Genomic DNA, 26,053 nt, shown 5'->3' on the forward strand with positions numbered 1-26,053 from the left:
ATGTTTGATATCCAGGAAGCATTAAAAGAAATTGGTCCTTATCTGCCCGAAGATGATGATGACTTATTAGTCTGTCGCTGTGAAGAGGTGACCAAAGGAGAAATTCGGAGAGCTATTCATTCCGGTTTGTTTACCATTGAAGAGTTAAGACGATTCTTACGCTGCGGCATGGGCTTATGCCAGGGGCAGACCTGCGGTCTGCTGACGAGACGTTTAGTAGCGAAAGAATTACATGTGCCCATGACAGAAATCGAAGTCGCCACCTCCCGTTCACCAATGCGCCCAGCGCAGATGGCGACCTGCGGTGATGACTTAGGAGAGGGGGAATAATTCATGAAACATGCAAAAGTAATTATTATTGGCGGCGGCATTGTCGGCAGCGCCACGGCTTATTATTTAGCGAAACGCGGCGTCACTGATGTGATGGTGTTAGAAGGTTCCGCTTCGATCGGTCATGGTGCCAGCAGTCGTAATGGCGGCGGCGTCCGTCAAAGCGGCCGTGATGTTCGTGAATTACCCATTGCGATGTGTGCCGTGCAGAAATTCTGGCCGACTTTATCGGAAGAATTAGGCGTCGATACTGAATATACCCAGGATGGCAACTTACGTTTGGGCAAGAATGAAGCGCATATGAAAAAGCTGAATACTTTAGCTTCTAACTGCCAGGCAATGGGCCTTGATGTTTATATGGTCGATAAAGAAAAAGCCCATGAAATCAATCCTTATTTATCGGATGATGTTATTGGCGCCAGCTTCTGCCCAACCGATGGTCATGCCAATCCATTGACCACCACCTTAGGCTATTATATGAAAGCTTTAGAATTAGGTGTGAAGTTCTATACCAAAGCTAAAGTCAAAGCTTTAAAGAAAGTCAAAGGCAAAGTTTCAGTAGTTATTATGGATGATGGTGAAGAATTAGCCGCCGACACGATTGTCTTAGCCGCTGGTTATCATTCGCGGGTGATCATGAATACGATTGGCTTAGATGTGCCGATGCAGGATGTGATTGATGGCTGTATCGTCACGGAAATGCAGCCAAAGATGTTTGGTCAGATGTTGGGGACAGCGGGTGCTGATTTCTATGGTCATCAGACCCATCATGGTTCCTTTGTCTTCGGCGCGGTCGCTGGTCCGGAAGCGTATATGGATGTGCCTCCCGAAACAACGAACTTTGCCCATTCAGCGACGCTTGGCGCAACGTGCCGCGCGGTTGAAGGCTATATTCCAGATTTAGCGAAAGCAAAGATTGTGCGATCATGGACGGGCTGGTGTGACTGTACAAGTGATGGGGTTTGCGTGTTAGGGAAAGTGGAAGAAGCCCCAGGCTTAATTCTCGCCTGCGGCTTTAATGGACATGGCTTTGGGACAGCGCCAGCAGTTGGTTATATGATGGCGCAGTTAGCGATGGATGAAAAGCCATTATTAGATTTAAGTGCCTTACGTTATGAACGTTTTTATAACTTCTAGGCAACGGGCAGCTGTAATTCGATGAGATATTCTTCGATATTGCTGGTCTCGTAGCGGTCAATGTGACAAAACTCAATCGGATCACCAATGATCTCTAAGTGATGGGCTTTTGCATATTTCATCATCTTAGGGACGAGATGCAAAGATTTATGAAACCCGCCCCGGTAACATAATGTTAAATAATCCCCTGCCGGGAGGGTGAAATTGGTGTGCATAGAAAGATGAGGGGCATAGAAAAATACCCCCTTGGTTTTATAATCATTGCCTTCCTCATTAATTTCATTAGGGTTGAGAATATAACAGTCACAGACCCCGATGGTGGATGTCTGATCATCATCAGCTTTCGTATAATTCGCTAAAGCATAATTGATCATGACATCAGGCATATCGCCATCGACAATCTTCAGGCCTGCTCTTTCATCAAAGTGTTTCAACGTGATATTTTCTGAGGTATCTAACGTTAACGCTTCCTGTAAGGATGTAAGACGGGCCTTTATCCCCTTTTGTTTTGTTTTAAGAGAAGCGATCTGTTTACGGATCGCTTTTTCTTCATCTTCTAACATATGCATCATATGATCAAGTGAACGATCTTCTTCAAATTGTAAGATATCATTGGTCTGAAAGCCTAAGTCTAATAATTCTCTGATCGTATTCATAACCCTGACATCATCTAAGGTATAGAGACGATAGTTGTTTTTCTCACTGCGGATGGGATGTAATAAACCTACTTTTTCATAGTAACGAATAGAATCAACACCGATGTTAAAAAGCTCTGAGAGTTCACCAATTTTAAAAAGCTTCATGTCTTTCACTTCCTCTTTTTACTAGTGTAGCACAAATAATTGTATCTCTTTATACAAAATATTATACTTTTGTATAGAAAGGAGCTTATTTTATGCAGTTACAGAAAATCCATCACGTGGCGATTATTACCTCTGATTATGACAAGACCATGGACTTTTATGTTCATAAACTTGGTTTTAAGATCATCCGAGAAAACAAAAGAGAAGAGCGTCATGATATCAAATTAGATTTAAAACTAGGGGATAGTGAATTAGAGATCTTTATTGAGGAGAATCCTCCTAAACGTGTCTCTTATCCCCAGGAAGCCTGCGGCTTACGCCATTTAGCTTTCCACGTCGAAGACGTCGAAGCAACGATTAAAGAACTAGAAGGTAAAGGTATTGCCTGTGAACCATTACGTTATGATACCTACACCCATAAGAAGATGACATTTTTTAAAGATCCAGATGGTTTACCATTAGAAATTCATGAATAAATGCAGAGTCACATCTGCATTTTTCTTTTGGAAGGAAAGTCACATGAATGACATAAAATGAAAGAAAAACGAAATTCACGAAAATACGTAATTCTATAAAAATTGCATGAAAAGCCTTTTATAACAGTATATTTAACGATATTGGCAGAAACCTGTTTAAGAATAAAATACACAATAAATAGGATTATATATGACTTTAAGCGTCCATAATAAATTTCATGATATTTTTACATAAAATTAATATAACATTTACATTCCTAAAAACATACAAGTTTGTTTTGTGGCATTTATGAGATAAAACGTAATGAAAAGCCTATTAATAAAGGGATTACAAGGATGCAAAAAGTTTTCATTATATAAAAATAACTCAAAAAATACATACAATAATTCTATAAAACATAAATAAAATTTCATAATATTACTGAAATCTCTAAAATTATTAAAACACATTAGAAGAAAAATTCACATAAAGCTAAGAAATCTTATATCTTAACTTCCAGAAAAAATTGCACTAAGTAATATATTTTTTATGATCAAAGGACAAAATATTATGAATATTTCATGATGTTTTGTCCTTTTTTCTCTGTATTATCATCTAAAATTATGATATAATACTAGTGTAAAGTTGCACTAAATATTTTGAAGAAAAGGGTGATAATATGTATTACAAGGAAACTGTCAGAGTGCCTGATGAAAAAGGTAAAATTAATGTTATGAAGAAGGGTAAAAGCTGTTATGTTCGTTATCTTCTGGAGACCAGATATGTGCCTGAAAAAAAGTATGCAATTCCTAAATTTGCGATCATTGGCAAGCTGTCTGATGACCCCGGTATGATGTTCCCTAATGAAAACTATGTGAGATATTTTGGGCCTGAGGCGTTCTCTGAGGAATCACAGTCTGAAAGAAGCTGCTGCCTCAGGAGCGGCACATTCATGGTCCTTTCTGAGCTGGCAAGAGAGCTCAATCTTAAGAAGATACTTGAAAACCGGTTTGATGACAGGGATGCTGCACTTATTCTGGATCTTGCTTTTTACTCAATCATTACGGAAGGAAATCAGTCTCAGTATTATCCGGATTATGCATATAATCATCCGTTGATGACTGAAGATATGAAGATTTACAGTGATTCTAAGATTTCAGAGTTTCTTTCATCAGTTGATTATAATCAGATTCAGGGTTTTCTTGATGACTGGAACCATGATCGTGATCATGGTGAAAGAATATATATTTCTTATGATTCAACCAATAAAAACTGTCAGGCAGGGAATATAGATATGGTTGAATTTGGACATCCTAAGGTGGACAAGGGGCTGCCGGTTGTCAATATTGCTATGGCTTATGATACAAATAATGAGATTCCGCTGTTTTATGAAGAATACCCAGGCAGTATCGTTGATGTTTCACAGTTAAGATATATGGTAGAGAAGGCATCAGGATATGGATACAGAAACATTGGCTTTATTCTGGATCGGGGTTATTTCAGTCGCACCAATATCCATGATATGGATAAGGCAGAATATCCATTCATAATTATGGTGAAGGGCCAAAAGAAGCTTGTCAGAGAGATTATTCTTGATTGTAAGGGAAGCTTTGAAAGTGACAGAAACAGCCTAATCAGACCATACAGATGCTATGGAAAAACGGTAGCCAGAAAGCTCTATCCTTCAGATTCAAAGCACAGGTATTTTCATCTGTACTATTCCCATGAGAAGGCAGCAGCTGAAATGGCAGTATTCGAGGATCAGATTGAGGAAATGCAGAAATATTTGGATTCTCTGTCAGGTGAGAAGGTTACGCTATCCGAAAAGTATAGTAAATATTTTCACATCGAATATCATAAAGATGGGACGTTTGTTTGTGCGAGCGAAAAAACATCAGTAATAGAGAAAGAAATCTCTCTTTTTGGATATTACTGCATAATATCGTCTGATCCTATGACTGCAGAAGAAGCTCTTACCATTTATAAGAGCAGAGATGCTTCTGAAAAGCTTTTTAGAGGAGATAAGTCTTATCTGGGTGGTGCTGCACTACGGGTTCATAGCAGTAAGTCTGTGAGAACAAAACTATTCGTTGAGTTTATAGCTCTGATCATAAGAAACAGGATGCATACAAAACTGAAAAAGGAACAGAAAAACCTGAAAAAAAGGCTTAATTATATGAATGTACCAGCTGCGGTTAGGGAACTTGAGAAAATAGAACTGATGAGATGTTCTCAGGGAAACTATATTCTTGATCATGCGCCAACCAAAACGCAGAAAACAATTCTGAAGTCTTTTGACATTGATGCAAATGTTATGAAAAGACGAAATCGCAGTTTATGCGAAATTCTAGAACATGTATCGAAATAAGATGAAATATATATTAAAGAGGCTATCCTGCATGGTGAAGAAGGAAGATAGCACAAATCATACTGTAGAAAGTGAAATATTTCTCCATATAAAGATTTAATACCTATTTAGTGCAAATATCATTGGAAGTTAAGATAAATGTAAGCACCTAGGGCAATTACAACAGCTCCGGCAGCAATCGCAGCAATATAGCTTTTTTTCATACTAACCTCCGAATATTTCAACAAATCATATTTCATAAAATTGTATTTAAGATGCAATCTTATATATGACAACACGAATTATAACATTTATTTAGGTATTTACAATACATTTGCATAAATACTTTTAGGCATATTTTGTTAAATATAGAATTCTTAAGAAAATCTTAATTTATATGATAAATTCTATATATTTTAGTTTTTAAAAGATTATATTGTACGTAGGATATAAGTATATTAATAAAGCATTGTTTAAACAAAAAAGCAGTTTTCATTAACTGCTTTATAAAATACTATTTTGCTTCTTCATTACCTTCAAGATAATGATATTCATATTCTAACTCTGCATCTAAGAAGTGCTTAGCACTTTCTTTTGTGCGATTGGCAGTTACAATCGCGTATTATTAATTAGTGCTTTAGCCAAGGTAGCCCCAAAGGCAGGATTCGGTGAACATGGCACGAAAGATTTTCTCCTAACAGGGTGAAAGACCCTGTCCATCCAAGGGAGTAGCCAGGTGGATAGCGAAGGGCACTGCAGTCTCGTGAGGGACTGTGGAGAGGGCCCGGATGCGAGTTGTCAGGCCTGAATCTAATCAAGGTGAATATGGCCTTTGTATAGCGTCGACGTTGCGAAGCCATGCGGAAGACCTATGTGACTTACTATAGACTACTAGCTAGCAAGTCAGCATGCAGGGGTGATAGCACAAAGCATGACAACAAGGGAGATTGTAATGACCCAGTGATGTCTGGGTACTTTAATGGACCTTGATCTATAAGCGTAGCGAAATGGTACAAGGTGTACTCAGAAGTCAGACTCCTGTTACCTATAAACGGTAACGATACAGGCAATCCTGTATGCCATAGTACGTTTGATAGCTGATGAAAGTCAGAAGGACGGAAGGGAGGGGGCCTCTTGGGCTCTAAGTAAATGTAGGGGCAATAATGTAAATCCTCAGGTATATGCAAGTTAAATTGTATAAGCAACCAGGGAGACGTATGCCTCAGTAGAAAGGAGATATGCAAATAAAATGAACGACCCATTAAAACACAAACTATTTACAATCTATGGGCAAATTCTTCATAAGAAAGTGCTCATGGATGCCTGGAAGAGCGTCAAAGCTAATAAGGGCTGTGCAGGCATTGATAAAATGTCGATCAAGAAGTTCTCGGAACATGAGGATGAGTATATTGATGAACTCTTAATTGAGCTCAAAAATAAGACTTATAAGCCTTCGCCGGTGAAACGCGTTTATATCAAGAAGAAAAACGGCAAACTCAGACCGCTTGGTATACCAACTATCAAAGATAGAATAGTACAGCAGGCCATTGTTATGAGAGTGCAGGGATTCTTTGAGAAGAATGTGTTCCACCAAAATTCATGCGGGTTCAGACCTGGCATGGGTACGCAAGATGCTATTTACAAAGTAGCCAATAGGCTGAATAAAGGTTTCAAATATATTTATGACTTTGACATCAAAGGGTTCTTTGACAACATCCCTCATAAGAAATTAATGAAGGTGTTAAATAAGTACATTGCAGATGGAACAGTCCTGGATATCATTTGGAAAAGTCTCAAAGCTGGGTACATGGAAGATCGCATCAAGTATGAGACTTCAAAAGGTACTGTGCAGGGTGGTGTCATTTCACCGCTATGTGCAAATATTTATCTCAATGAATTGGATTGGGAACTGCATAAAGCTGAAATAGAGTCAGTGCGTTATGCCGATGATTCTCTGGCTTTATGTAGAACAAAGGAAGATCTTGAGCGAGCGATACAGGTGGTACATAGAGTCCTGGATGAGCTTGGTTTAGAACTAGCAGAGGAAAAGACTTATGTTATTGACTTTGACAAGGATGACTTTGATTATCTTGGGTTTACGTTTGGTCACTGGAGACTAAATAAAAACGGTGAAAGGTATTTCACCTACTCACCTAGTAAAAGTTCTATTAAGAAGTTTAAATCGGACATCAAGGCTAAAACATGTAAAACCTTCTCTCATTCCTTTGAAGAATGGGTCAGCATACTTAATCCGATTCTAAGAGGAAAATTCAATTATCTTCTTATCCCTCATAAAATTCTGAGAGACTGCAGGGTCTTTGCGGCCAAGGCTGGCAAGGTTTTCCGTGGAAAAGCAATCTTCAAACCAAATTCGTTAGACGGATATGTCAGAGGGCGCTTAAGAGTTAACTTTGCAAACAGAGGCAAGAAGTCAGCTAAAATCAAAGATGGATTTATGCTCCACGTTAAGTATGGAATAGATTTCTTTGTCTCAACCATAGGGCTATTCACAGGCGGCCTTGAATTATATTCCTGGTGTCATAAAGACATTACACCTGAAGAATATGTCTCTATCCTCAGAGAGCGCAGGTCTAAATCAAAATCCAATTCTCAATTAACCTCTGTGCAATGGGCAAAAAGAAGGGAATTTTGGAACAATGCTTATGCTAAATAGTTTGTTCGTTCTTATGTTTTAATTTGTAACAAGTTGGTAAGCCGTATGCATTAGTAGTGCACGTACGGTTTGATAAGTTATGTAGATGTGCTCATAACTTATCTTATGCGGAGAAAAATGTTATGTGCTGTTTCATGAAATATATTCGATAAATTCAACATAATTATTTACTTTCAATGCATAATATGTCACTATAGGATTAGAAAAGATGATTTGGTGACTTCCCCTTGTGAGAGAGAAAGGAGATGTGATTTTATGTTATGCCGTCAAATCATTAATGAAGTTAAAGAACTGATGATTCTTCAGAACTACAGTTATAGAACCATTGGCGATTATAACAAAATTTGGAATGCTTTAATGAGTTTTAATGCTGATAATAATATTGAAGAATTTAGCTTGGAATCTGCATTTGATTTTCTTGAAAAGCATTACAGATATAATGTTTATACTAATAAAATGAGAACTTCTCGAGAGAGAAGAGTTTATCGCGCAATAATAATTTTAGACACATATGATAAAACAAAGACACTTCTTCCTAAACATATGTGTATCCATCCAAGTTGCAAATCTCTTCAACTGCTGAATGAACAATTTGAGGATATACTAAAAGATTATTCGGTTCACGTTGATTTAAGGTGTCTAAAACATGTTACCAGTGAAAAATACGTTAGCTTTGCAAGACGTTTACTTACTCATTTTCAAAGCCATCACGTGAACGACATCAGCTGTATTACTATTCAGGACTGTTATAATTACTTTATCTTAAGAGATGATCTTGAAATAAGATCCATGCAAAGATATCTTCTTTATACAAATGATTTCTATTCCTTTTTATGCGATTCCGGAATGAATGACAATGTTCCAAAAATTTATTTAAAAACTGCAAACCAAGCTGTCACAGATAAAATTCCATCAGCATGGTCTCTGGAGGAACTCAATCTATTGCTCGGGGCAATAGATCGGAATACCCCAATGGGCAAAAGGCAGTATGCAATGATAATGCTTGCCGCTGTCACTGGTATGCGGATTGGTGATATAAAAAAGCTTACGGTTCAAAATTTTGACTGGAAAGAAAATACGGTTTCTTATACTCAGAGTAAGACATGCATACATGTTTGCACGCCTTTACCAAAGAATGTAATTGATGCAGTTCTAGATTACCTGCAAAATGGACGACCAAAAAATTTTGAATGCAGCACAGTATTTATCAGGCATAAAGAACCATTTACACCATTATCTGGCAGCGATTCACTTTATAGGACAATTGCCGATAATATACATAAAGCCAATATGAAAATTAATGAAAACAGACATTATGGATTTCATTCATTGAGGCATACGTGCGCTTCAATACTTCTAGCAGAAGGTGCTCCACTTTCTACTATCGCCAGCATTTTGGGGCATTCCAGTATTGATTCCACAACTGTTTATCTAAAGATTGATATTAATAAGCTGAGAGAATGTATACTTCCATTATCTTTTGAGGAGGATGATGGTTATGGCTGATAAAATTTTCAAAAGTATATTTAAGACGGAATTTTATGAAATTCTAAAGCTGAAGCATGAACAGGGATATAAATACGTTACTCAGGAAGATTGTTTACACATGCTTGATGATTATCTTGTTTCAATTGGCCTGGATAAAAAGGCCATAACTAAGGATATTTGTGAAGACTGGTGTAGAAGACGGAAAGGAGAGTCTCTAGGAACTCAAAAAAAGCGTGTAACTGCAATGAGGGAGCTGACCAAACAGCTTAGTGGGAAAGAAATTTCGACTTATTCAATGACCGGCATCCAAGTACGGAATCCGCCAAAATATAGTGCTTATATTTATACTGATCAAGAGATTTTTGATTTCTTTAAAGCTGCCGATTCATGCGTTGCTGGAACAGTTAAATACTACCCGCTGTTTTTTAAAATTCTTTATACGAGTGGGCTGAGAGTGTCAGAACTTATAAATCTAAAAATAAGAGACTTTAATTTCACTGAATCATACATAATAATACGAGGCGGGAAAAACAACAAGGATAGAGTCGTCCCAGTACATCCAGATCTTACTAAGAGATGCATTGAAATGATTAAAGATGATAATCTCCATGTTTTTTCAAATGATGATGACTACTTATTTAAAAGAACAGCCACCAAACCTCTATCAGCTGCTTCTCTTTACACTAAATTTAGACAGTATTTAAAAGCAGCCGGAATTAGACATATGGGAAAGGGTCCCCGCATCTATGATTTTCGTCATACTTATGCAGTCAATGTTCTCAAAATGTGGGTTGATGAAGGTAAGAACCTTTTGAATTATCTCCCTTACCTACAAACAATGATGGGGCATAAGACATTTATAGAAACTGCTTATTATTTGAAACTTACTCGTGTAATGTTTCCAACGCTTATGCTTAAGCTGGAAGAGGAATATCCGAATCTCATAATAAAGGATGTGATTTCTGAAAATGAAGAAGAATTTTACTGATTTTGCAATATGCTTAACCAAATTCCTTACTGATTACCTTCCTCATCAGCGTGGCTATCTTCCTAACACTGTAGTTAGCTATAAAGATGCAATGAAAATATTTCTTGTTTTTCTTAGTGAAAATGGTACCGATATTAACTCATTCGTAATAAGTGATTTCAATCGTGATATTGTTATGGAGTTTCTTAAAGAATTGAGAAAAAAGAATAATTCATTAAGAACTGCTAACCATCGCCTTTCCGTTCTGAAAGAGTTTGCAAAATTCTGCCAAATTGAATCACCTGAAAACATGGCTACTCTTCAAGGTATAATTAACATCAAATCTATGAGAGAGAAAAGTAAGGAAGTTGGCTTTCTCAGCCAGGAAAATATGAGTCGGCTAATCAATAAGCCAGATATTAGAAGTAGGAATGGTCTACGGCATAAGGCAATCCTCTGTTTTCTTTATGATACCGCTGCACGAGTTTCAGAAGCTTGCAACATAAGAGTAAGAGATATTTCATTTGGAACAGCTCCCACGGTAAAGATTTATGGTAAAGGGAACAAGATTAGAATAATTCCAATGTCTGAGAATATTCAGCCACTTCTAAAATCATATATAAAGAAATTTGATAGAAAGTCTGATGATTACCTGTTTGTCAATAAACAAAATGATCAGATTACAAGAAGCGGCATAGAATACATTATAGATAAATATGTTGAACTGATATGCCTCAAAGATCCGTTTTTTTGCTCGAAGGTAAGCCCACATATGTTTAGACACAGTCGAGCGGTTCATATGGTAGATGCAGAAATTCCCATTGCATACATTAGAGACTTTTTAGGGCATGAGAATATTTCAACCACAATGATCTATGCGAAGGTAAGCTTAAAAACTAAAAAGAAGGAAATATCAAAAATTAGTAATTTGATTGACTCAGAAAGCAAATATATGCCACAACTGGCTGAAGAAAATGATCTTTTGAAGTTTCTTTCAAACTTTAAAGTTCAAGATCTATAAATATTATGCGGAGATTATTTATGGATAAATGCCTAAAATAATACCAAAAAGCTAATTATATCCACATAACGTTTTTCTCCGCATAAGATAAGGGGTCTCTGTAGTAATGCAGAGACCTACTTTCTGCCTTTGGTAAGTCCATATATGTGTAGTTGCCACATTCTTCAGGTGCAGCCCCAGGAATAGGACCTTCCCAATCTCTAACAACTGATAATGCTTCTTTCACATAAGGAATTGCAGCTTCAAAATCAAGATCCCTGACAATAAGATAGAAACCAGTCATACATCCCATTGGTCCCCAATAGATGACATGACGAGCTATTTCACTGTTTCTAAGCCATGTAGCACCAATATGTTCAATCGTATGAGCAGCCTTTGGGTCCATTGCTGGCTCATTGTTTGGTTCTGTCATTCTCACATCCAAAGTAAGAATATCCCCATCAGTTCTAGAAACATAAATACCTTTCTTTAACTGTCTGTGATCAACACTAAAACTCTTAATTCTTTCCATAATAATCTTCTCCTAAATCAGGATCATAAATTGGATGACGTATTACAGTATGATTCTTCAGGCTTTCCTGAACATCAATAATACGCTGATTAGATGATCCTCTAAATTTTAATGACGCATATTTCAAATCTTCAATAAATGGTCCATCAACAAGAATATCCATATAGGATAATGCTTCGGGTCTTCTTTCTAAAAGCACTTCCCAAGTATAGGAAGAGTAGACCCATATATCCTTACCTGGACAACGTTCACGAATCTGCTTTAACAGATCATCAATAACATCTTTATTTTCAGGACTCATTGGTTCTCCTCCAAGGAGTGTGAAACCTTTGATATGAGGCTTGTTGATGAGATTTACAAGAGTATCAACTTCATGCTGGGTGAAAGGCTTTCCCTTGTTGAAATCCCATGTCTCTTCATTAAAACAACCAGGACAATGAACATGACAGCCTTGTGTATAGAGCGAAACACGTATACCCTCACCATTAGCGACGTCAATCTCCCTGATTTGTGCATAATGCATATTATCCCCCCTTACCTTCATAATGTACTATTCTAGCATTCTTCAAATAAAAAAGAAGAGCAGACACTCTTCTTTTTTAGATTTTTAAATAAATATGTATGATATACAACATAAATATTATCAATCCTTACTTTTCCTTTGATGAAGATAATGATCAATCACAATAGAAACCAAACCAATACTAATGACTACAAGCAAAGAGTAGAGATGATGAAGATCATGAAAATGACCTGATATAATATAAATCATTAATCCAGCAAGAATACAACCAAGTATTAACAACAAACCAGTATAGGCAGGCTTTCCAGTCCTATATTCCTGAGTAATCAGGTCATCTTCTTCTTTTTCATAATAACCATATTTGTTTTTCATACGACCACCTTCACTTAACAATATAGCACTTTTCATAAAAGTGTTAATACATATAAAAATATGTTGGTAGTTCTTGAAATATTAAGAAGTTTTAGCATGACATGAAAACATCTTTAACGCCAAGAGAAATAGCAAAACTAAAGTTGCATATATATATAACAAAAATATAATAATTATTGACATAATGATATGAAATAAATACATATGTAACGTAAGTCTAATAAAAATAATATAAAAAGCAGTTTTCTTATATGTAAGAGCTTTCTTATGTATAGTATGATGAAACCGCTACAAGCGTGAGGAAATATTTGGGAAAGGGGAATACGAGCATGAAGAAGCAAGTAGGAAAAATCATTCTTTGCCTACTGACAATCACGATGGTCTTTGTGAATTTCACACTTTCAACAAAGGCTACGGATTATGATTTGTCTCAATATATTTCTCAAGTTGCATTAGAATATGAAAAGGATGGAAGTTACATAGCTTATGACCAATCAGCTTTAGCCGATCAGACAAAGCTACGCTTTAATATCACGGCAGCACTTCCTAAGACATCTTTGGACGTTAACAATAGTATTCGTCTGACAATGCCTGATCATCTTGCTCTTGAGGATACTGTTGCACCAGTTAGTGCCATTTATAGTTATGCGGGTGAAAGTCATGATTATAGTCGTGATGGACCAATTGGCTCATACACAGTTAAGGATCACCAGATAACGGTGACAATCAATAATCCACAGGATGATCCCTTAAATGTATATCTTCAAATCAATACAACTTTAAATCAGCTTACTTTTACAAATAATGAAGTAACGCTAGCATTCAGTGCACCTTCAACAACAATCACAATTAAGAAAGCTACAGAAACAACTGAAGCACAAACAAATGAAACACAAACAACACCTAAAACAGTTAAGCGAGCACCATTAAAAGCTAATCCTAACACTGATGCTCCTAATAAGATAAGTGGCAATATTGATGACTTAGTCAAGAGTGGCTTATCAGGATCTTATCAATTGGTTGGTAAAACAACAGTGGATAAGAACATTGGTAACATTGGTAGCCCAATCAATATTGATAATGATGTCACAATTGATTTAAATGGGAATAAATTACAACTCTATGATCAAACCTATTTCTATATCAAATCAGGCAAGCATCTTACCATTATTGATTCACAAGCTGATAATTACAAGCCTACTGCTACTGATGCAGAGGGCGTTGGCAAGCTCAGCAGCCTAACAACCGAAAAAGACTCACAAGATAATCGTAATATTCCTAGTATCCTTGATTACTATGTCACAGAACCTAATGTGAATGGTACAACAACGACTGATACCACAAAGAAATATGAAGTTGTTTTTTCTCATGCCGGACGTATCTATAGTGAAACATCAAGTACTAGTGGAAAAGATAGTACGTTCATGATTGAAAAAGGTGGCACACTTGATTTCAAGAGTGGTGTAGCCTACAACACTGGACCTCATGTCGTCGCAACGCATGGTAGTAATGGCTCAGGAACAGGTACATTGAATTTATCAGGTGGTTATCTCATTGGTAATCGTAATGGTAATGTTATATGGAATAATGCCGGAAACGTTCTAAGTATCAGTGGTGGTGTTATCACAAATGGATGTGCTGAAAATGGCGGTGGCGTCTACAATAATGGTACAAACAATGGCGCTACTGGTGGTGGAACCATCAATATGACTGGCGGTATTATTACCGGTAATGAAGCTTATCATGATGGTAATGATTCTACAGCTAACCGATTTAGTGGTGGCGGCATTTATATGAAATCAGGAATATTGAATATTTCTGGTGATGCTTACATTACAAATAATACAAAATCCTCTGGTAACTCAACTTTTAATCACTACAGCGTTCATGGTGGTGGCGGTGTTGCTGCTGACAATAATTCACAGGTCAATATGTCTGGTGGATATGTCACTGGTAACAAATCGAATGAAGCAGGTGGTGGTCTCTATATTGGCTACTATTCACAAGATGGTCTTGCAAAGCTGACATTGACTGGTGGTGTTATTGCTTCTAATATCGCAGAAACTGGTGAAGGCGGAGGCATAAGAATTGGTGGCTCTGGTCGTGGTGTCATTCGTGCTACATCAAAGGATAATCCTATCTATATCACCAACAATACAACCAATACTGGTTCTAAAGAAGGAACAAATGAATCAGGTGGTGACTGGGGTGGTGGAGGTATCTTCATCCAGCAAAATGGTATGTTGAATATCATGAATGCGATTATCTCTACTAATACAGCTGATGGCTTTGGTGCTGGTGTCAGTGCCTGTCCAACAGGGAACACAAGTATCAATACGGATCAGGGTGCTGCTATCTATGACAATACAGCTAATGGGAAACACTATTCACGAGGCTCTGGCGCTGGAAGTGAAAAGAAGAACGAAGACTATGTAGCTCATGAATTCTATAAAAATAATCAACGCACTAATTATCAGGATTATTTCTTAGCCCATGCAGCTAATGTTGGCTCTTATACAATCACGAATGGAATGCTTGGTGGTAGTGAAGAATACCAAGGAACCTTCGATAATAATAAGTCTTATGAACAACATTATAATGCAGGTGGAGTAGAAGCAAAGTTTATTGGCTTAAGTGCTCATCCTAGCAACGAAGATGTTGAGAAGGCTTTAGCTATTGCCTCAACATATATTAGTGGTAACCATTCCCATAACCATGGTGGTGGTATTATGACCAATGGTATGTTGACTTTGGGTGAATCAAATGAGATTTATCCATCATTCCATGTAGAAGCCTATAAAGCCTTTAAGTTAAAATCAGCACTTGATAATACGGCTACAAATCTGCCAATGGATAACAAACAGTTTAAATTTGCTATCTATAAACATACTGGTGATTCAACAACTCTACCTCAATGGGATGGCAATGAATTTACTGCTGGTTCAGGCACAAATGAATTTGTTGCCGAAATGGGTAATGAAGATGCAGACAAAGATCAGCTTGGAAGAATATATGCATCAATTCCAAACTTCCTCTATGATAATGCTGGTGATTATACATTCTATCTTGTAGAAAAAGATTCGGATGATACAAGTATTACTTATGATCATACAATCTACAAGATTCAATTCACGGTTTATGCTTCAGGTACGAAAATTGTAAACAATGTTGAAACAACAACATATTCAATTAAGGATATAAAAGTAAATCGTATTGTTGATGGAACAAGAACTGAGAATATTAATCATCAATATGATAGTGAAAATTCAAAGCTAACACTCTTAAGTAATTCAGAAGCGGCCTTTAAGAATACAGAGCAGTCCTATGGCTTACAGCTTACAAAGAAGGATGCGGAAAATGGTCGTGTTCTTGCGGGCGCAGAGTTTAGGCTCTATCAATTTGCGGACAACTATGTAGATAAAAGTATCAATTCAATCGATATTAGTGAAGTCGCAACACTGACAACAGATGTGGATGGCAAATTGACATTCTCATCACTAAGAGGTGGTAGTCTTTACTACTTAAAAGAAACAAAAGCTCCTGATCAATATAAATCATCAGGACCTTGGGTGATAGAAGTCAATAAAGATGGAACAGCTCAGTTCTATGATGCAGACTGTACAGAGAATGAAAATACAACAAATTTGACAAGAAATGACTCTAAACTATTCGTTAATAAAGAGAGCGAAATAGTTTTAGATAAAACTGGTTATGTATTCAATAAAGAAATAACGAATACATCTATCAAGTACAAACTGCCTGATACTGGTGGCAGTGGTATAGAGCAATATTACCAAGCAGCTTTTGTTTTCATCGCATTAGGCTTGCTAGTAATATTAGTACGCTATATCAAAAGGAGGGTTGTGTAATAGACAAACATTCAACATACAACACTCATAAAACATATTAAAGAAAAAGGAGAAAATTATGAATTTAACTAAGAAATTATTCAGTTATATCGTTGCGATCGCAATGATCTTCACATTAACTGCCTTTGCCGGTGGTGCTGTTAATGCAGCGAACGCAAAGACATACGCACTTACGCTACAAAACAATGGTAAAACAACGCATACTTTTGAAGTTTATCAGATCTTCACTGGTGATTTAAGTGAAGGTATATTATCAAACGTTCAATGGGGTAATGGTGTTTCAGAAGAAGGTAAGACTACTCTTGGTGATGCTGCTAAAAAAGCTGAAGATTTAGCAAAATCAGATAACGACTCTTTACCTGTTAAGACTTTTGCTGAAGATTTACAGAAATACCTTCAAAATAGTACTGAAAAAGAAGTTGCAGCAAATCAAACTGCATCAATTGAAGGTTTAGCTGCTGGTTACTATTTAGTAAAAGATAAAGCTAGCTCTCAGAACCAAACAAATGGTGCTTATACTTCATATATCTTAAAAGTTGTAAAAGACATTACAGCAACTACTAAATTAGATGTTCCTACTGTTGAAAAGAAAGTTCAAGATACAAATGATTCAACTGGTAAAACTTCTGGTTGGCAGGATTCAGCTGACTATGATATCGGTGATGAAATTCCTTACCAGATCACAGGTTCTATGCCAGCTAACATTGGCGACTACAAATCTTACAAATATGTCTTCACTGATACAATGGGCAAAGGCTTATCTTTCAAAACTGGTTCAGCTAAAATCATGATTGGTACTACTGAGGTTACAGGAAAATTCACAGAAAACGTCACAACAAATGATGATGGCTCTACAGTAACATGGACATGTGACGACTTAAAAACTGCTGGTGTTGAATTAACTTCAGTTACAAAGGTTGTTGTAACATACAAAGCAACATTAAATAAAAAGGCAGTTACCGGTTCTGCAGGTAACCCTAATACAGTTAACTTGACTTATTCTAACAACCCTAACAAGGGCGGCGAAGGTGAAACTGGTAAGACTCCAGATGACAAGAATATCGTCTTCACTTATAAAGCAGTTGTCAACAAGGTTGATCAGGACAAGAAATCATTAGCTGGTGCTGGCTTCACATTACAGAAGAAAGTTAATGGTGCATACACAGATGTTAAATCATTCACTGCTGGTGAAGCTACAACATTCACGTTCACAGGCTTAGATGATGGTGAATATAAGTTAATCGAATCAACAACTCCAGCTGGATATAACACAATTACTCCAATCGAATTCACAATCTCAGCTACACATGATGAAGAATCAGCTGACCCTAAGTTAACAGAGTTAACAGTATCCAAAGTATCTGGTGAAGCTACATTTACAGCTGATAAAGATGCTGGTTCATTAACTACTGATGTTGTCAACAAGAAGGGTTCTACATTACCTGAAACTGGTGGCATGGGTACAACATTATTATATGTAGCAGGTGGTATCTTAGTAGCATGTGCTGCTGCATATGTAGTGTTAAATAAAAAACGTGCTTAAGATGTATGAAGAAATGGATTAGGATTGTTAGTTTTGTATTAACCCTGCTGCTTGTAATAAACATACAAGGCGTACATGCGAGTACTGATTCACTGAAGGTGAATCAGACGAGAAATGGTATGCATGTACATCTCTATAAAATAGCGGATCAAAGTGATGATGGATATACGTATACTGATGCATTTCGTGATGCGAAGGAAACGAGTATTGATGTAAATAACTTAAAGACTACAGAAGATGTCTTACAGGCAGCTCAGACCTTTAAAGGTCTGGCTGCTAGTAAGATTGGAACTGACCTGATTGCCACAGGGAATGTACTTTATTTCCCGTCTCTAACTAAAGGTGTATACCTTCTATTAATTGATAATTATACGAGTGGAGACACAACCTATAGTTATCTGCCCTTACTTATTGCATTCCCTGAGACAAATGAGGTAGCTCTAACGAAGTATTCTAGTACTAGTATTCATAAATATTTGCTTGTAAAGCATTGGAATGGTGGCAGTAATTATCCAAAAAGTATTCAAGTTGATCTGTATAACGGTAAGAAGTTAGAAAAAACCTTGACACTGAGTAAAGAAAATAACTATGCTTATTCTTGGACAACAACAGAGAATAAGGACTATAGTATTAAAGAACATCAGGTTCAAGGGTATTCATCAAGTGTTGATGTGAGTGAAAGTAATGATACACAAAGCTTTATATTAACCAATATAAAGAATCCTGTTACTGTAACAAGTGATGCTGATAATGTGCCTACTGATAATGAGAATAATGCGGATCAGTCAGCTGATACGGCTACATCTCAAGGAGGCAAGGGTAATGTAAAGACAAGCAATAGTGGTCAGACTAAGACCAATGCTGAAAGTTCAAATGTGAAACCAACATCAACACAGTCTGTGAAAACAGGTGATGAAACAAATATTAATGTATTAATAATGATCTTTATAACAGCTGGTATAGCTTTGATAATTATTGGTAGATTTCTTAAGAACTAGGTGTTTACACTTAGTTCTTTTTTGTGGAGGATAACGATGAAAGGTAAGAAGATCAGTAAGGAAAAGAAGAAAACGATTGTATCGATTATTGTTGTGGTATTCGCCGTGGCAATGATATTGGTAGCAACGTTTGTACCCTTCTACCATGTAGAAGGGGATGCCATGGCGAATACTATGAATAATGGTGATTTGGTTTGTGTGCATAAGACGAAAGATATCCAAAAAGGGGATGTGATTGCTTTCTACTATAATAATAAGGTTTTGGTAAGAAGAGTGATTGGTGTTTCTAATGATAAGATATCGATTGATCAAAGTGGTAATGTCAGTGTCAATGGAACGAAGATTAAGGAAGATTATACTTCTGATAAGGGAGATCTGAAAAATCGTGATATTGTGTATCCTTATACCGTGGATGCGGATAAATATTTTGTCTTAGGGGATCATCGTTCAAGAAGTGTAGATTCAAGGGTGAAAGCGTTAGGCTGTGTCACTTCTAAACAGATTATTGGAAAGGTCATTTTAACAATCTGGCCGCTTCCTCATTTTGGTGTGCATTAGGAGGTCTCTATGGTTAGGAAAATAATGAATGTCGTGGTGGCTTTAGTCTTTTTAGTTGGAATTGGTTTATTAGCCTATCCAACGTTTAGTGACTGGTGGAATGCGCAGCATAAATCACAGGTCATTGCATCTTACGAAAAGAAAGTTGAAAACTTAACAGATAAACAGTATAAGAAATTATGGGATGGTGCTGTTAACTACAATAAGAAGTTAAAGACCACAAATATGAATTTATCAAAGTCTGATTTGAAAGTTTATAATAAAACTCTTGATGTTACGGGTACTGGTATTATGGGATATGTGGAAATTCCTAAGGTGAATATCTCTTTACCAATCTATCATGGGGATAATGCAGCCATCTTACAGGTAGCGATCGGGCATATTCCAGGAACCTCTTTACCAGTTGGCGGAAATAGTACGCATTGTGTTATATCTGGACATCGTGGTTTACCAAGTGCTAAGTTATTTACCGATATTGATCAGATGAAGATTGGTGATACCTTTATGTTACAGACGTTGGATAATACCTTAACATATAAAGTGGATCAGATTAAAGTTGTTTTACCGACCAATACTAAGTACTTACAAATAGAACAAGGGAAAGATTTATGTACATTAATGACTTGTACACCTTATGGGGTGAATACTCATCGATTATTAGTGAGAGGTCATCGTATTCCTACTTTATCTACAAGAGTCCATCGAGATCTTGTCAAAGCTGATCCGGTTATCTTTGATGCTATCTGGGCAGTCATTGCCTTAATAGTGGTTATTATTAATGTCCGTCGTTATAAGAAATATAAGAAACCAAAGGTTTCTAAAAGTGAATAAGTATTAAGCTGGTGGATGTATATTCACCAGTTTTTTGTTTGGCATAAATTGATGAATGATGTGATGTCACGATTAAAAGTGTCAAAGACGAAACGATAACTGAAATAGAATCATCTGGGATAAATACAGGAAACTAAAGTCTTAAAAATAGTTTCCATATAACGTTTTTACTACAGTTAGACATCTGCCGTATAGAGTAAGAATAGATGAATTTAATGTAATATCATGTAATACAATAATGAAAGGTATTTATTATTGCATGAAAGATAAAGATGATCATGGTAATGAAGTTGATTATGATCGTAATGCCTATACATGGGAATTGAAATGTTACGACGCTAAGGGTAATGAAATTAATGAAAATGACAATGATGCGAAAGTAAAGTCATTTACTTTAAAGGTTAATGCTAATGATTCAAATACATTTAGACCAACAAGTGCATCTATCCAATATAAGATGATAGGTGATTTATCAAAAGTAATGCCTGGTCAGAAGTGGGATTTCAAGAATAGTGGTCTTATTACAAATTATAATGGACATGATATAGATCAAGGCCACACAACAAAAGGCGAATCTCAATATGAATATGAGAATGTAAAAAAACTAGCAAAGCTGGCTAGTGCTACAGGAAAAGAAACAACATATACAAATGGTATTTTAGATGTAGAAAAAGATAAATTGACTAATGATACAATCCATTATCGTATTATGTTGAATGTAGATAAAGATAAATCGGGATCTATAACAGTTACAGATACTTTGCCTAAAGGTATGAGCTACAAAGAAGGTTCAATGAATGTGATGTTTTATGGAAGTGAATGGTGGATGTATTCATCTAGCGGTTCTTATGACTTTACAAATGACAAATATAAACCAACTGTTGATGTAGCCACGAAAGATGATCAAACGATTTTAACGTTCCACATCAAAGATGGCTATGAAAACGGCGATAATCAAAAGATTGTGATTGATTATGAGGGCATTGTTACTGATGATCCAGCCTGGAAAAATATGACTATAGAAAAGAAGTCTTATACAAATAGTGTAAAATGGGATAATCACGAAGATTCTCAGACTACAAATGTGAAAAGACCAGTGGAGGTTGTGCATAAGAAGGGTGAACAGCTTAAAGATGCAAATGGTCAATACACAAATACGATAGAATATTCAGTTAAAATTAACCCGGCTGGAAAAGTTCTTAATCCTAAAGGTGATTCGGTTACATTTTCTGATGCTTTAACGGTTGAAGATGGCGTGAAAGCTTATTTAGACTTACAAAATGTAAAGCTATATAAGTTTGACTCAAATGCAGAAAATCACCGTAGTTCAACAGAAATTGATTCAAGTTCGTATAGCTTAAAGTATGATGAAAAGACACATGAGATTTCTGGCGAGTTGCCAGATGCAACACCTTGTGTTCTTGTCTATCGCTATAATATTGACAAAGGCAATAAAGGTACGCCAACTATTTCTAATGAGGTAGAGCTAGCGGGAAGTTATACTGCTAAAGATAGTGGTAAAATGAAGTCGAATAGTGCTGAAATGACTGATTCAACAACAAAAGTTACGATTCGGGAGGTGGATGCGGACAACTATGCAAAGGGATTTCCAGGCGCTGAATTTAGCGTTGAAGAATATTTAAACGGTTGGATTACACCGGAGGCTTATAGAAACAAGCAAGTTACTGACAGCAAAGGTGAAGCGGTACTAAATACTTACGAACCGGGAAAACTTTATCGTATTAAGGAAACAAAAGCACCTGCTGATTATACAGGGGATTCAAACTATTACTATTTCATGATTACAAGTAATCAGGATAACAGTACTGCACAAAGCGCTTTAGACGATGATTATAAAAATCTTCCTGCTAATATGCAAGATCCAAATGATAAAGTGAATTATGTGGATAAAAGTAAAATTCATTATTTTGGTCAAAATGGTGAAGAGATTATTGTGTCAAATGAATATACTCAGCTAACAGTAAATAAAACGTGGCAAAATGCGGATGGCTCGAAAGCTGATAAACCTGGAGAAAATTTTGTGGACGTTAAACTCTATCGCTATATAAAGAAGTCTGATGGCGTTAAGGTTACGCTAATAACTGATAATAGTTATAAAAATATATCAAAAGAGTTTGCTGTTGATAGCGGTTCAACCTTTACAGTTGAGTGGGGGCAATATGATACAAGTGGTATTAAAAGTGCTTTAGTAAATGGTAAAGAAGCGAGTGTTACAGATGATCATAAGTTTACTTCGCAACCTCTCACAAGTGATACAACAATTCGTGTTACAAGCAAAGATTGGTTTAATGATCCGACATATAGATATAAGAAACCTCAAACAGTAGTTTATGAATCTTCAAAGTATGAAGTCGTTAGCTTCACGTTACAGGCGGATAAAAACTGGTCTAAGTCATTTAATGATTTGCTGACCCGAAACGGTAATGATGAATATGTCTATGTAGCTGAAGAAACTACAAAGTTAGATGGCTATGAAACAAAATACTATGGCAACACAGCTAAATCAGGAACAATTACTGTCGCAAATAAAAAGAATCCAGATGCACCTAAAACACCAGAAACAGTTTTACCGTCTACTGGTGGTAAAGGGACAACGATGTTCTATGTGGCTGGGATATTACTGATTTTAGTAGCAAGCTTCTTGCTTATCATAAGATATAAACATTTGAATGAAAGGGGATAATCATATGTTAGAAGATTATTATCAGGGTACTAGTCCCTGATTAAAGATAGATCTCAATAAAAAACACTTGATGATACTCTTACTTATTACTTGTATGACATGGTCTGGTATATCTTAAAGAAGTCTTAAAGAAAAATGAAAACTTGCTTTCTTAAATGGGTTTCTATAATGAGTTAATATAAACTTGTACGGATATGATACATAAATATATTAAATACACTTAGTTAATTTCGCATATATGAATATTTTGTGAATGAAGTGATGATTTACAAATCTAATTAACGGGTTATTTGTAAATATTTAGATATTTATATGTGTGACGTGCAAATGTTCTGCATAGAACATATAAAAATGGAGAATAATCCGTGATTTTGGTCACATGCAGTATAATTACCATTTATTTACGAATGAAAGTGTAACGCGTTTGTAGAAAATAGACACATATACGTTAAAAACTACAAAATATTATGATTTCACTAAAGTCACAAATAACATAAAAATTTGATATAAATCATAGAAATTTGATATTTATGACCTTGGTGTGACCTTACTTGATTAACATTTACGTTGTAATACGGGAAAAAATTAAATAAGTAAGGGATGATCGTTATGAAAAACCTGGTAAACAAAGGTTTCAAGTATTTTGTGGCGATTATGATGGTTTTCTCACTCATGAGTATGAATGCATGGGCGAATGGACCAGAGAGTGGTACATCAAGTGAGACGGGTAGTACTACTACGGAAAATAAGGGAACTACAAAAGATACTGGTGATAGCCAGGAAGATACAGCTGATCAGCTGATCTCAAACGAAGAAAAGAAAACAACTACCTCAAAGGAATCAGATGACAAGGAAGGACAAACTGATCAAACAACTGATAAGAAAACTGATTATACTTATGAAGATAAGAAAATCAGTGTGAAAGCAGTGCTTGCTAATGCAAGCGCTATTAGTGATCAGGCTGAATTAAGAGTCAAAGAGATTCCTGAATCTACAACTGAATATAAAAAATATCAGGAAGCATTAAATAAGAAGTCTAATCTTTATAGTAATGTCTTACTCTATGATATCTCATTTATATTAGATGGTAAGGAAGTAGAACCAACTGATGGAAATGTCAAAGTGTCTATGTCTTTTAAAGATCAGCAGTTATCTGATGATCTTAATGTAAAGGATAATAATGATCTTAAGGTTATTCATTTTAAGGATAATGATGTGAATAAACAGACATACTATTAAATGTCAATAGAAAATATGAGGGGAGTTGATTTTGTTAATTATATAAATTAATTGAATCTTTGTTTACTCTGATTCTAAAGCCAAGTGAGTTTGTCTTGGCTTAGAGGTGAGTGCTACAAATATGTAGTATTAAAAATTACAAAAAGAAAACATCTTAGTGTGTATAAATGTGAAAGTTGTCACAATCCATTGAAACATATGTGTTTTATATCAAAAATCTACATACAGTATTACTCTTCTGGGTCATTTCCAGTAAAGGTAAAATCATGTACTACACCATTCTCATCAGAATATTTGTAAATACATCTTCTTGTCTTTTCTGGAATGTCAGTAGTAATACTTTGGAAGAACGTGGCTCGGGTATCTTCCGGAAGCTTCATGAGATCCTCATAAAGCAGTACGAAATCACTATCATGCTTAAGAATAGCGTAAATATAACGTGCCATCTTATTGGCAACAGCTACTGTTGCAAGCTTATGGCGCTTCTTATTGCCATTTTTAACCCTTGCAAAAAGGTTGGCAAGGTATGGATTATGCCGTCTGGCATACTCTGATGCCAGGTATATAGCGTGTCTGAGGATAGGCGATCCCATTTTGGAAATCTTCCCATGGGTATCAACTGATGAACCTGATTTCTTATTTCTTGGCGTTAATCCACAGTATGATGCAAAGTTTTCCGCTTTCTTGGAAAGAGCTATGTCATATACCTCACCAAGAATCATAGCTGCGGATTCTTCACCAACACCGATTAATGTCTGAAGACGCTTAAATGCAGGCTGTTCTGAAGCAAGATTAACCATCATTTTCTTGTAGTTTCTCCTTGTCTGAAGCAGATTTCTGATACTGCTGACCATTTCAACGGTGATCAGTTCAGCTTCCTGAGGAACATTAAGAGTAACAATGGTATTTTCACAAAGATCGAACAAATCGTCTATTTTAGCTTCCTTACAGCGATGCTTAGAGGCCTCGTAAGCCACATTAAAGACTTCATTTTTAGAAGATTTAATGATATGATGTGCAGTAGGATATGCCTCTAAGATTGCAAGCGCAGTCGCAGAACGTATTGAGAAAACAGCGGTAAGCTCCGGGAAGAACTTTTCACACTGTGCACTCAGTCGATTGTATTCAGCATTTAGCTGTTTATTCAGCTGCTGATAGCGATGCGTCAGAATTTTTAGATTCGCATGTCCTTTTTTGTTGTTTTCTTCGTTGTAATTAGGAGCTTTTTCAACATAACGTGCATCATCATCAGTTGCGCACATCTGTGCAATAGTCTTAGCGTCAAGTGGATCGGATTTGGCATATCCGTGTGCATCGCGCCACCTGTCAACGAATTTAGTATCCAGAAACTTAACTGCTTCACTTTCCTGGAGATGATCGCGTATATACATATAGACATTGTCAGAGTACACGCCTGTTACTTCCATTGTGAAAAGAACGCTCAGGCAGTCTTCATCTTTGTAATGTCTAACGGTATCGAGGAACTCATCGACACCTGGCTTGGTGAATTTAAACTTTATCGCCTTTCGAACAAATTTGGATTTAACATTTCTATCTCTGTTACGTTTATAAATGGCAGCATCTGCTTTGCCTTTAGAAACGTCTAAACCGATAAATAAATCATATTGTTTTGAAAAGATATTGTTTTTCACGATAAGTACCTCATTTCATAAATTGATAGT

At 36.2% G+C, this 26,053-nt stretch carries 20 protein-coding genes; 15 read left to right on the forward strand and 5 right to left on the reverse strand.

The features are described from left to right. Both SG0102_RS02335 and SG0102_RS02340 read left to right on the forward strand, forming a co-directional pair. Positions 1–330, forward strand: a complete 330-nt coding sequence (locus tag SG0102_RS02335) for a (2Fe-2S)-binding protein (protein ID WP_125118458.1) — start codon at positions 1–3, stop codon at positions 328–330. A 3-nt stretch (positions 331–333) separates the two neighbouring features. Further along, entirely contained in the window at positions 334–1,467 is a 1,134-nt protein-coding gene (locus SG0102_RS02340; RefSeq protein WP_125118459.1) for an NAD(P)/FAD-dependent oxidoreductase, read from the forward strand. On the opposite strand, the gene SG0102_RS02345 is transcribed toward SG0102_RS02340, so the two are convergent. After that, positions 1,464–2,270, reverse strand: a complete 807-nt coding sequence (locus SG0102_RS02345) for a MerR family transcriptional regulator (protein ID WP_125118460.1) — start codon at positions 2,268–2,270, stop codon at positions 1,464–1,466. The genes SG0102_RS02340 and SG0102_RS02345 overlap by 4 nt on opposite strands. Positions 2,271–2,362: 92 nt before the next feature. On the opposite strand from SG0102_RS02345, the gene gloA2 reads away from it, so the two are divergent. The 6 genes from gloA2 (at position 2,363) to SG0102_RS02375 (ending at position 11,223) form a co-directional block, all read left to right on the forward strand. After that, the gene (gloA2, locus tag SG0102_RS02350) at positions 2,363–2,746 is read left to right on the forward strand and encodes an SMU1112c/YaeR family gloxylase I-like metalloprotein (RefSeq protein ID WP_125118461.1); all 384 of its coding nucleotides are present in this window, start codon (positions 2,363–2,365) and stop codon (positions 2,744–2,746) included. A gap of 659 nt (positions 2,747–3,405) precedes the next feature. Continuing rightward, complete coding sequence (locus tag SG0102_RS02355; protein ID WP_125118462.1) at positions 3,406–5,094, forward strand: IS1634 family transposase; 1,689 nt, start codon at positions 3,406–3,408, stop codon at positions 5,092–5,094. A 1,294-nt stretch (positions 5,095–6,388) separates the two neighbouring features. Next, positions 6,389–7,747 (forward strand): group II intron reverse transcriptase/maturase, encoded by a 1,359-nt coding sequence (ltrA, locus tag SG0102_RS02360; protein WP_157982949.1) that lies wholly within the window; start codon positions 6,389–6,391, stop codon positions 7,745–7,747. A 255-nt stretch (positions 7,748–8,002) separates the two neighbouring features. Beyond that, positions 8,003–9,253, forward strand: a complete 1,251-nt coding sequence (locus SG0102_RS02365; RefSeq protein WP_125118464.1) for a site-specific integrase — start codon at positions 8,003–8,005, stop codon at positions 9,251–9,253. Further along, positions 9,246–10,223, forward strand: coding sequence for a tyrosine-type recombinase/integrase (locus SG0102_RS02370; protein ID WP_157982950.1), 978 nt, complete (start codon positions 9,246–9,248; stop codon positions 10,221–10,223). Before SG0102_RS02365 ends, SG0102_RS02370 begins: the two co-directional genes overlap by 8 nt. Then, entirely contained in the window at positions 10,204–11,223 is a 1,020-nt protein-coding gene (locus SG0102_RS02375; RefSeq protein ID WP_125118466.1) for a tyrosine-type recombinase/integrase, read from the forward strand. Before SG0102_RS02370 ends, SG0102_RS02375 begins: the two co-directional genes overlap by 20 nt. Before the next feature lie 55 nt (positions 11,224–11,278). On the opposite strand, the gene SG0102_RS02380 is transcribed toward SG0102_RS02375, so the two are convergent. The 3 genes from SG0102_RS02380 to SG0102_RS02390 form a co-directional block, all read right to left on the reverse strand. Next, positions 11,279–11,734, reverse strand: a complete 456-nt coding sequence (locus SG0102_RS02380) for an S-ribosylhomocysteine lyase (protein ID WP_125118467.1) — start codon at positions 11,732–11,734, stop codon at positions 11,279–11,281. After that, positions 11,721–12,257 carry an anaerobic ribonucleoside-triphosphate reductase activating protein gene (nrdG, locus tag SG0102_RS02385; protein WP_074731995.1) on the reverse strand — a complete coding sequence of 179 codons (537 nt, stop codon included), beginning with the start codon at positions 12,255–12,257 and terminating at the stop codon, positions 11,721–11,723. Before nrdG ends, SG0102_RS02380 begins: the two co-directional genes overlap by 14 nt. A gap of 120 nt (positions 12,258–12,377) precedes the next feature. Continuing rightward, a complete protein-coding gene (locus tag SG0102_RS02390; RefSeq protein ID WP_148668823.1) occupies positions 12,378–12,665 on the reverse strand; it encodes a hypothetical protein in 288 nt (95 codons plus the stop codon). A 293-nt stretch (positions 12,666–12,958) separates the two neighbouring features. Between SG0102_RS02390 and SG0102_RS02395 the strand changes: the two genes are divergently transcribed. The 7 genes from SG0102_RS02395 to SG0102_RS02425 all read left to right on the forward strand — a co-directional run bounded on the left by SG0102_RS02395 (position 12,959) and on the right by SG0102_RS02425 (position 24,371). After that, positions 12,959–16,498 carry a SpaA isopeptide-forming pilin-related protein gene (locus tag SG0102_RS02395; RefSeq protein ID WP_125118468.1) on the forward strand — a complete coding sequence of 1,180 codons (3,540 nt, stop codon included), beginning with the start codon at positions 12,959–12,961 and terminating at the stop codon, positions 16,496–16,498. Between the two features lie 58 nt (positions 16,499–16,556). Next, positions 16,557–18,041 (forward strand): isopeptide-forming domain-containing fimbrial protein, encoded by a 1,485-nt coding sequence (locus SG0102_RS02400; RefSeq protein WP_125118469.1) that lies wholly within the window; start codon positions 16,557–16,559, stop codon positions 18,039–18,041. Positions 18,042–18,046: 5 nt separating this feature from the next. Beyond that, positions 18,047–19,039 carry a Cna B-type domain-containing protein gene (locus SG0102_RS02405; RefSeq protein ID WP_125118470.1) on the forward strand — a complete coding sequence of 331 codons (993 nt, stop codon included), beginning with the start codon at positions 18,047–18,049 and terminating at the stop codon, positions 19,037–19,039. 36 nt (positions 19,040–19,075) lie between these two features. Then, positions 19,076–19,597, forward strand: coding sequence for a signal peptidase I (gene lepB / locus SG0102_RS02410; RefSeq protein WP_125118471.1), 522 nt, complete (start codon positions 19,076–19,078; stop codon positions 19,595–19,597). A 9-nt stretch (positions 19,598–19,606) separates the two neighbouring features. Continuing rightward, a complete protein-coding gene (locus tag SG0102_RS02415) occupies positions 19,607–20,428 on the forward strand; it encodes a class C sortase (RefSeq protein WP_125118472.1) in 822 nt (273 codons plus the stop codon). Between the two features lie 259 nt (positions 20,429–20,687). After that, positions 20,688–23,132, forward strand: a complete 2,445-nt coding sequence (locus SG0102_RS02420) for a SpaA isopeptide-forming pilin-related protein (RefSeq protein ID WP_157982951.1) — start codon at positions 20,688–20,690, stop codon at positions 23,130–23,132. A 609-nt stretch (positions 23,133–23,741) separates the two neighbouring features. Beyond that, positions 23,742–24,371: a hypothetical protein gene (locus SG0102_RS02425; RefSeq protein ID WP_125118474.1), complete on the forward strand. Its 630-nt coding sequence runs from the start codon at positions 23,742–23,744 to the stop codon at positions 24,369–24,371. A gap of 230 nt (positions 24,372–24,601) precedes the next feature. Here the strand turns inward: SG0102_RS02425 and SG0102_RS02430 are convergent, their stop codons facing one another. After that, positions 24,602–26,023: an IS110 family RNA-guided transposase gene (locus SG0102_RS02430; RefSeq protein WP_157982952.1), complete on the reverse strand. Its 1,422-nt coding sequence runs from the start codon at positions 26,021–26,023 to the stop codon at positions 24,602–24,604. Between the last annotated feature and the right edge of the window lie 30 nt (positions 26,024–26,053).

The organism is Intestinibaculum porci, from assembly GCF_003925875.1.
GTDB classification, from domain to species: Bacteria; Bacillota_I; Bacilli_A; order Erysipelotrichales; family Coprobacillaceae; genus Intestinibaculum; species Intestinibaculum porci.

What these genes read in the sequence shown, in the direction of transcription:
- SG0102_RS02365 (WP_125118464.1), top strand. Translation starts at nt 8,003, where the DNA reads ATGTTATGCCGTCAAATCATTAATGAAGTTAAAGAACTGATGATTCTT.
- gloA2 (WP_125118461.1), top strand. Translation starts at nt 2,363, where the DNA reads ATGCAGTTACAGAAAATCCATCACGTGGCGATTATTACCTCTGATTAT.
- SG0102_RS02355 (WP_125118462.1), top strand. Translation starts at nt 3,406, where the DNA reads ATGTATTACAAGGAAACTGTCAGAGTGCCTGATGAAAAAGGTAAAATT.
- SG0102_RS02335 (WP_125118458.1), top strand. Translation starts at nt 1, where the DNA reads ATGTTTGATATCCAGGAAGCATTAAAAGAAATTGGTCCTTATCTGCCC.
- SG0102_RS02375 (WP_125118466.1), top strand. Translation starts at nt 10,204, where the DNA reads ATGAAGAAGAATTTTACTGATTTTGCAATATGCTTAACCAAATTCCTT.
- SG0102_RS02395 (WP_125118468.1), top strand. Translation starts at nt 12,959, where the DNA reads ATGAAGAAGCAAGTAGGAAAAATCATTCTTTGCCTACTGACAATCACG.
- lepB (WP_125118471.1), top strand. Translation starts at nt 19,076, where the DNA reads ATGAAAGGTAAGAAGATCAGTAAGGAAAAGAAGAAAACGATTGTATCG.
- SG0102_RS02345 (WP_125118460.1), bottom strand. Translation starts at nt 2,270, where the DNA reads ATGAAGCTTTTTAAAATTGGTGAACTCTCAGAGCTTTTTAACATCGGT.
- SG0102_RS02415 (WP_125118472.1), top strand. Translation starts at nt 19,607, where the DNA reads ATGGTTAGGAAAATAATGAATGTCGTGGTGGCTTTAGTCTTTTTAGTT.
- SG0102_RS02405 (WP_125118470.1), top strand. Translation starts at nt 18,047, where the DNA reads ATGAAGAAATGGATTAGGATTGTTAGTTTTGTATTAACCCTGCTGCTT.
- SG0102_RS02370 (WP_157982950.1), top strand. Translation starts at nt 9,246, where the DNA reads ATGGCTGATAAAATTTTCAAAAGTATATTTAAGACGGAATTTTATGAA.
- SG0102_RS02340 (WP_125118459.1), top strand. Translation starts at nt 334, where the DNA reads ATGAAACATGCAAAAGTAATTATTATTGGCGGCGGCATTGTCGGCAGC.
- nrdG (WP_074731995.1), bottom strand. Translation starts at nt 12,257, where the DNA reads ATGCATTATGCACAAATCAGGGAGATTGACGTCGCTAATGGTGAGGGT.
- SG0102_RS02380 (WP_125118467.1), bottom strand. Translation starts at nt 11,734, where the DNA reads ATGGAAAGAATTAAGAGTTTTAGTGTTGATCACAGACAGTTAAAGAAA.
- ltrA (WP_157982949.1), top strand. Translation starts at nt 6,389, where the DNA reads ATGGATGCCTGGAAGAGCGTCAAAGCTAATAAGGGCTGTGCAGGCATT.
- SG0102_RS02390 (WP_148668823.1), bottom strand. Translation starts at nt 12,665, where the DNA reads ATGAAAAGTGCTATATTGTTAAGTGAAGGTGGTCGTATGAAAAACAAA.
- SG0102_RS02420 (WP_157982951.1), top strand. Translation starts at nt 20,688, where the DNA reads ATGAAAGATAAAGATGATCATGGTAATGAAGTTGATTATGATCGTAAT.
- SG0102_RS02400 (WP_125118469.1), top strand. Translation starts at nt 16,557, where the DNA reads ATGAATTTAACTAAGAAATTATTCAGTTATATCGTTGCGATCGCAATG.
- SG0102_RS02425 (WP_125118474.1), top strand. Translation starts at nt 23,742, where the DNA reads ATGAAAAACCTGGTAAACAAAGGTTTCAAGTATTTTGTGGCGATTATG.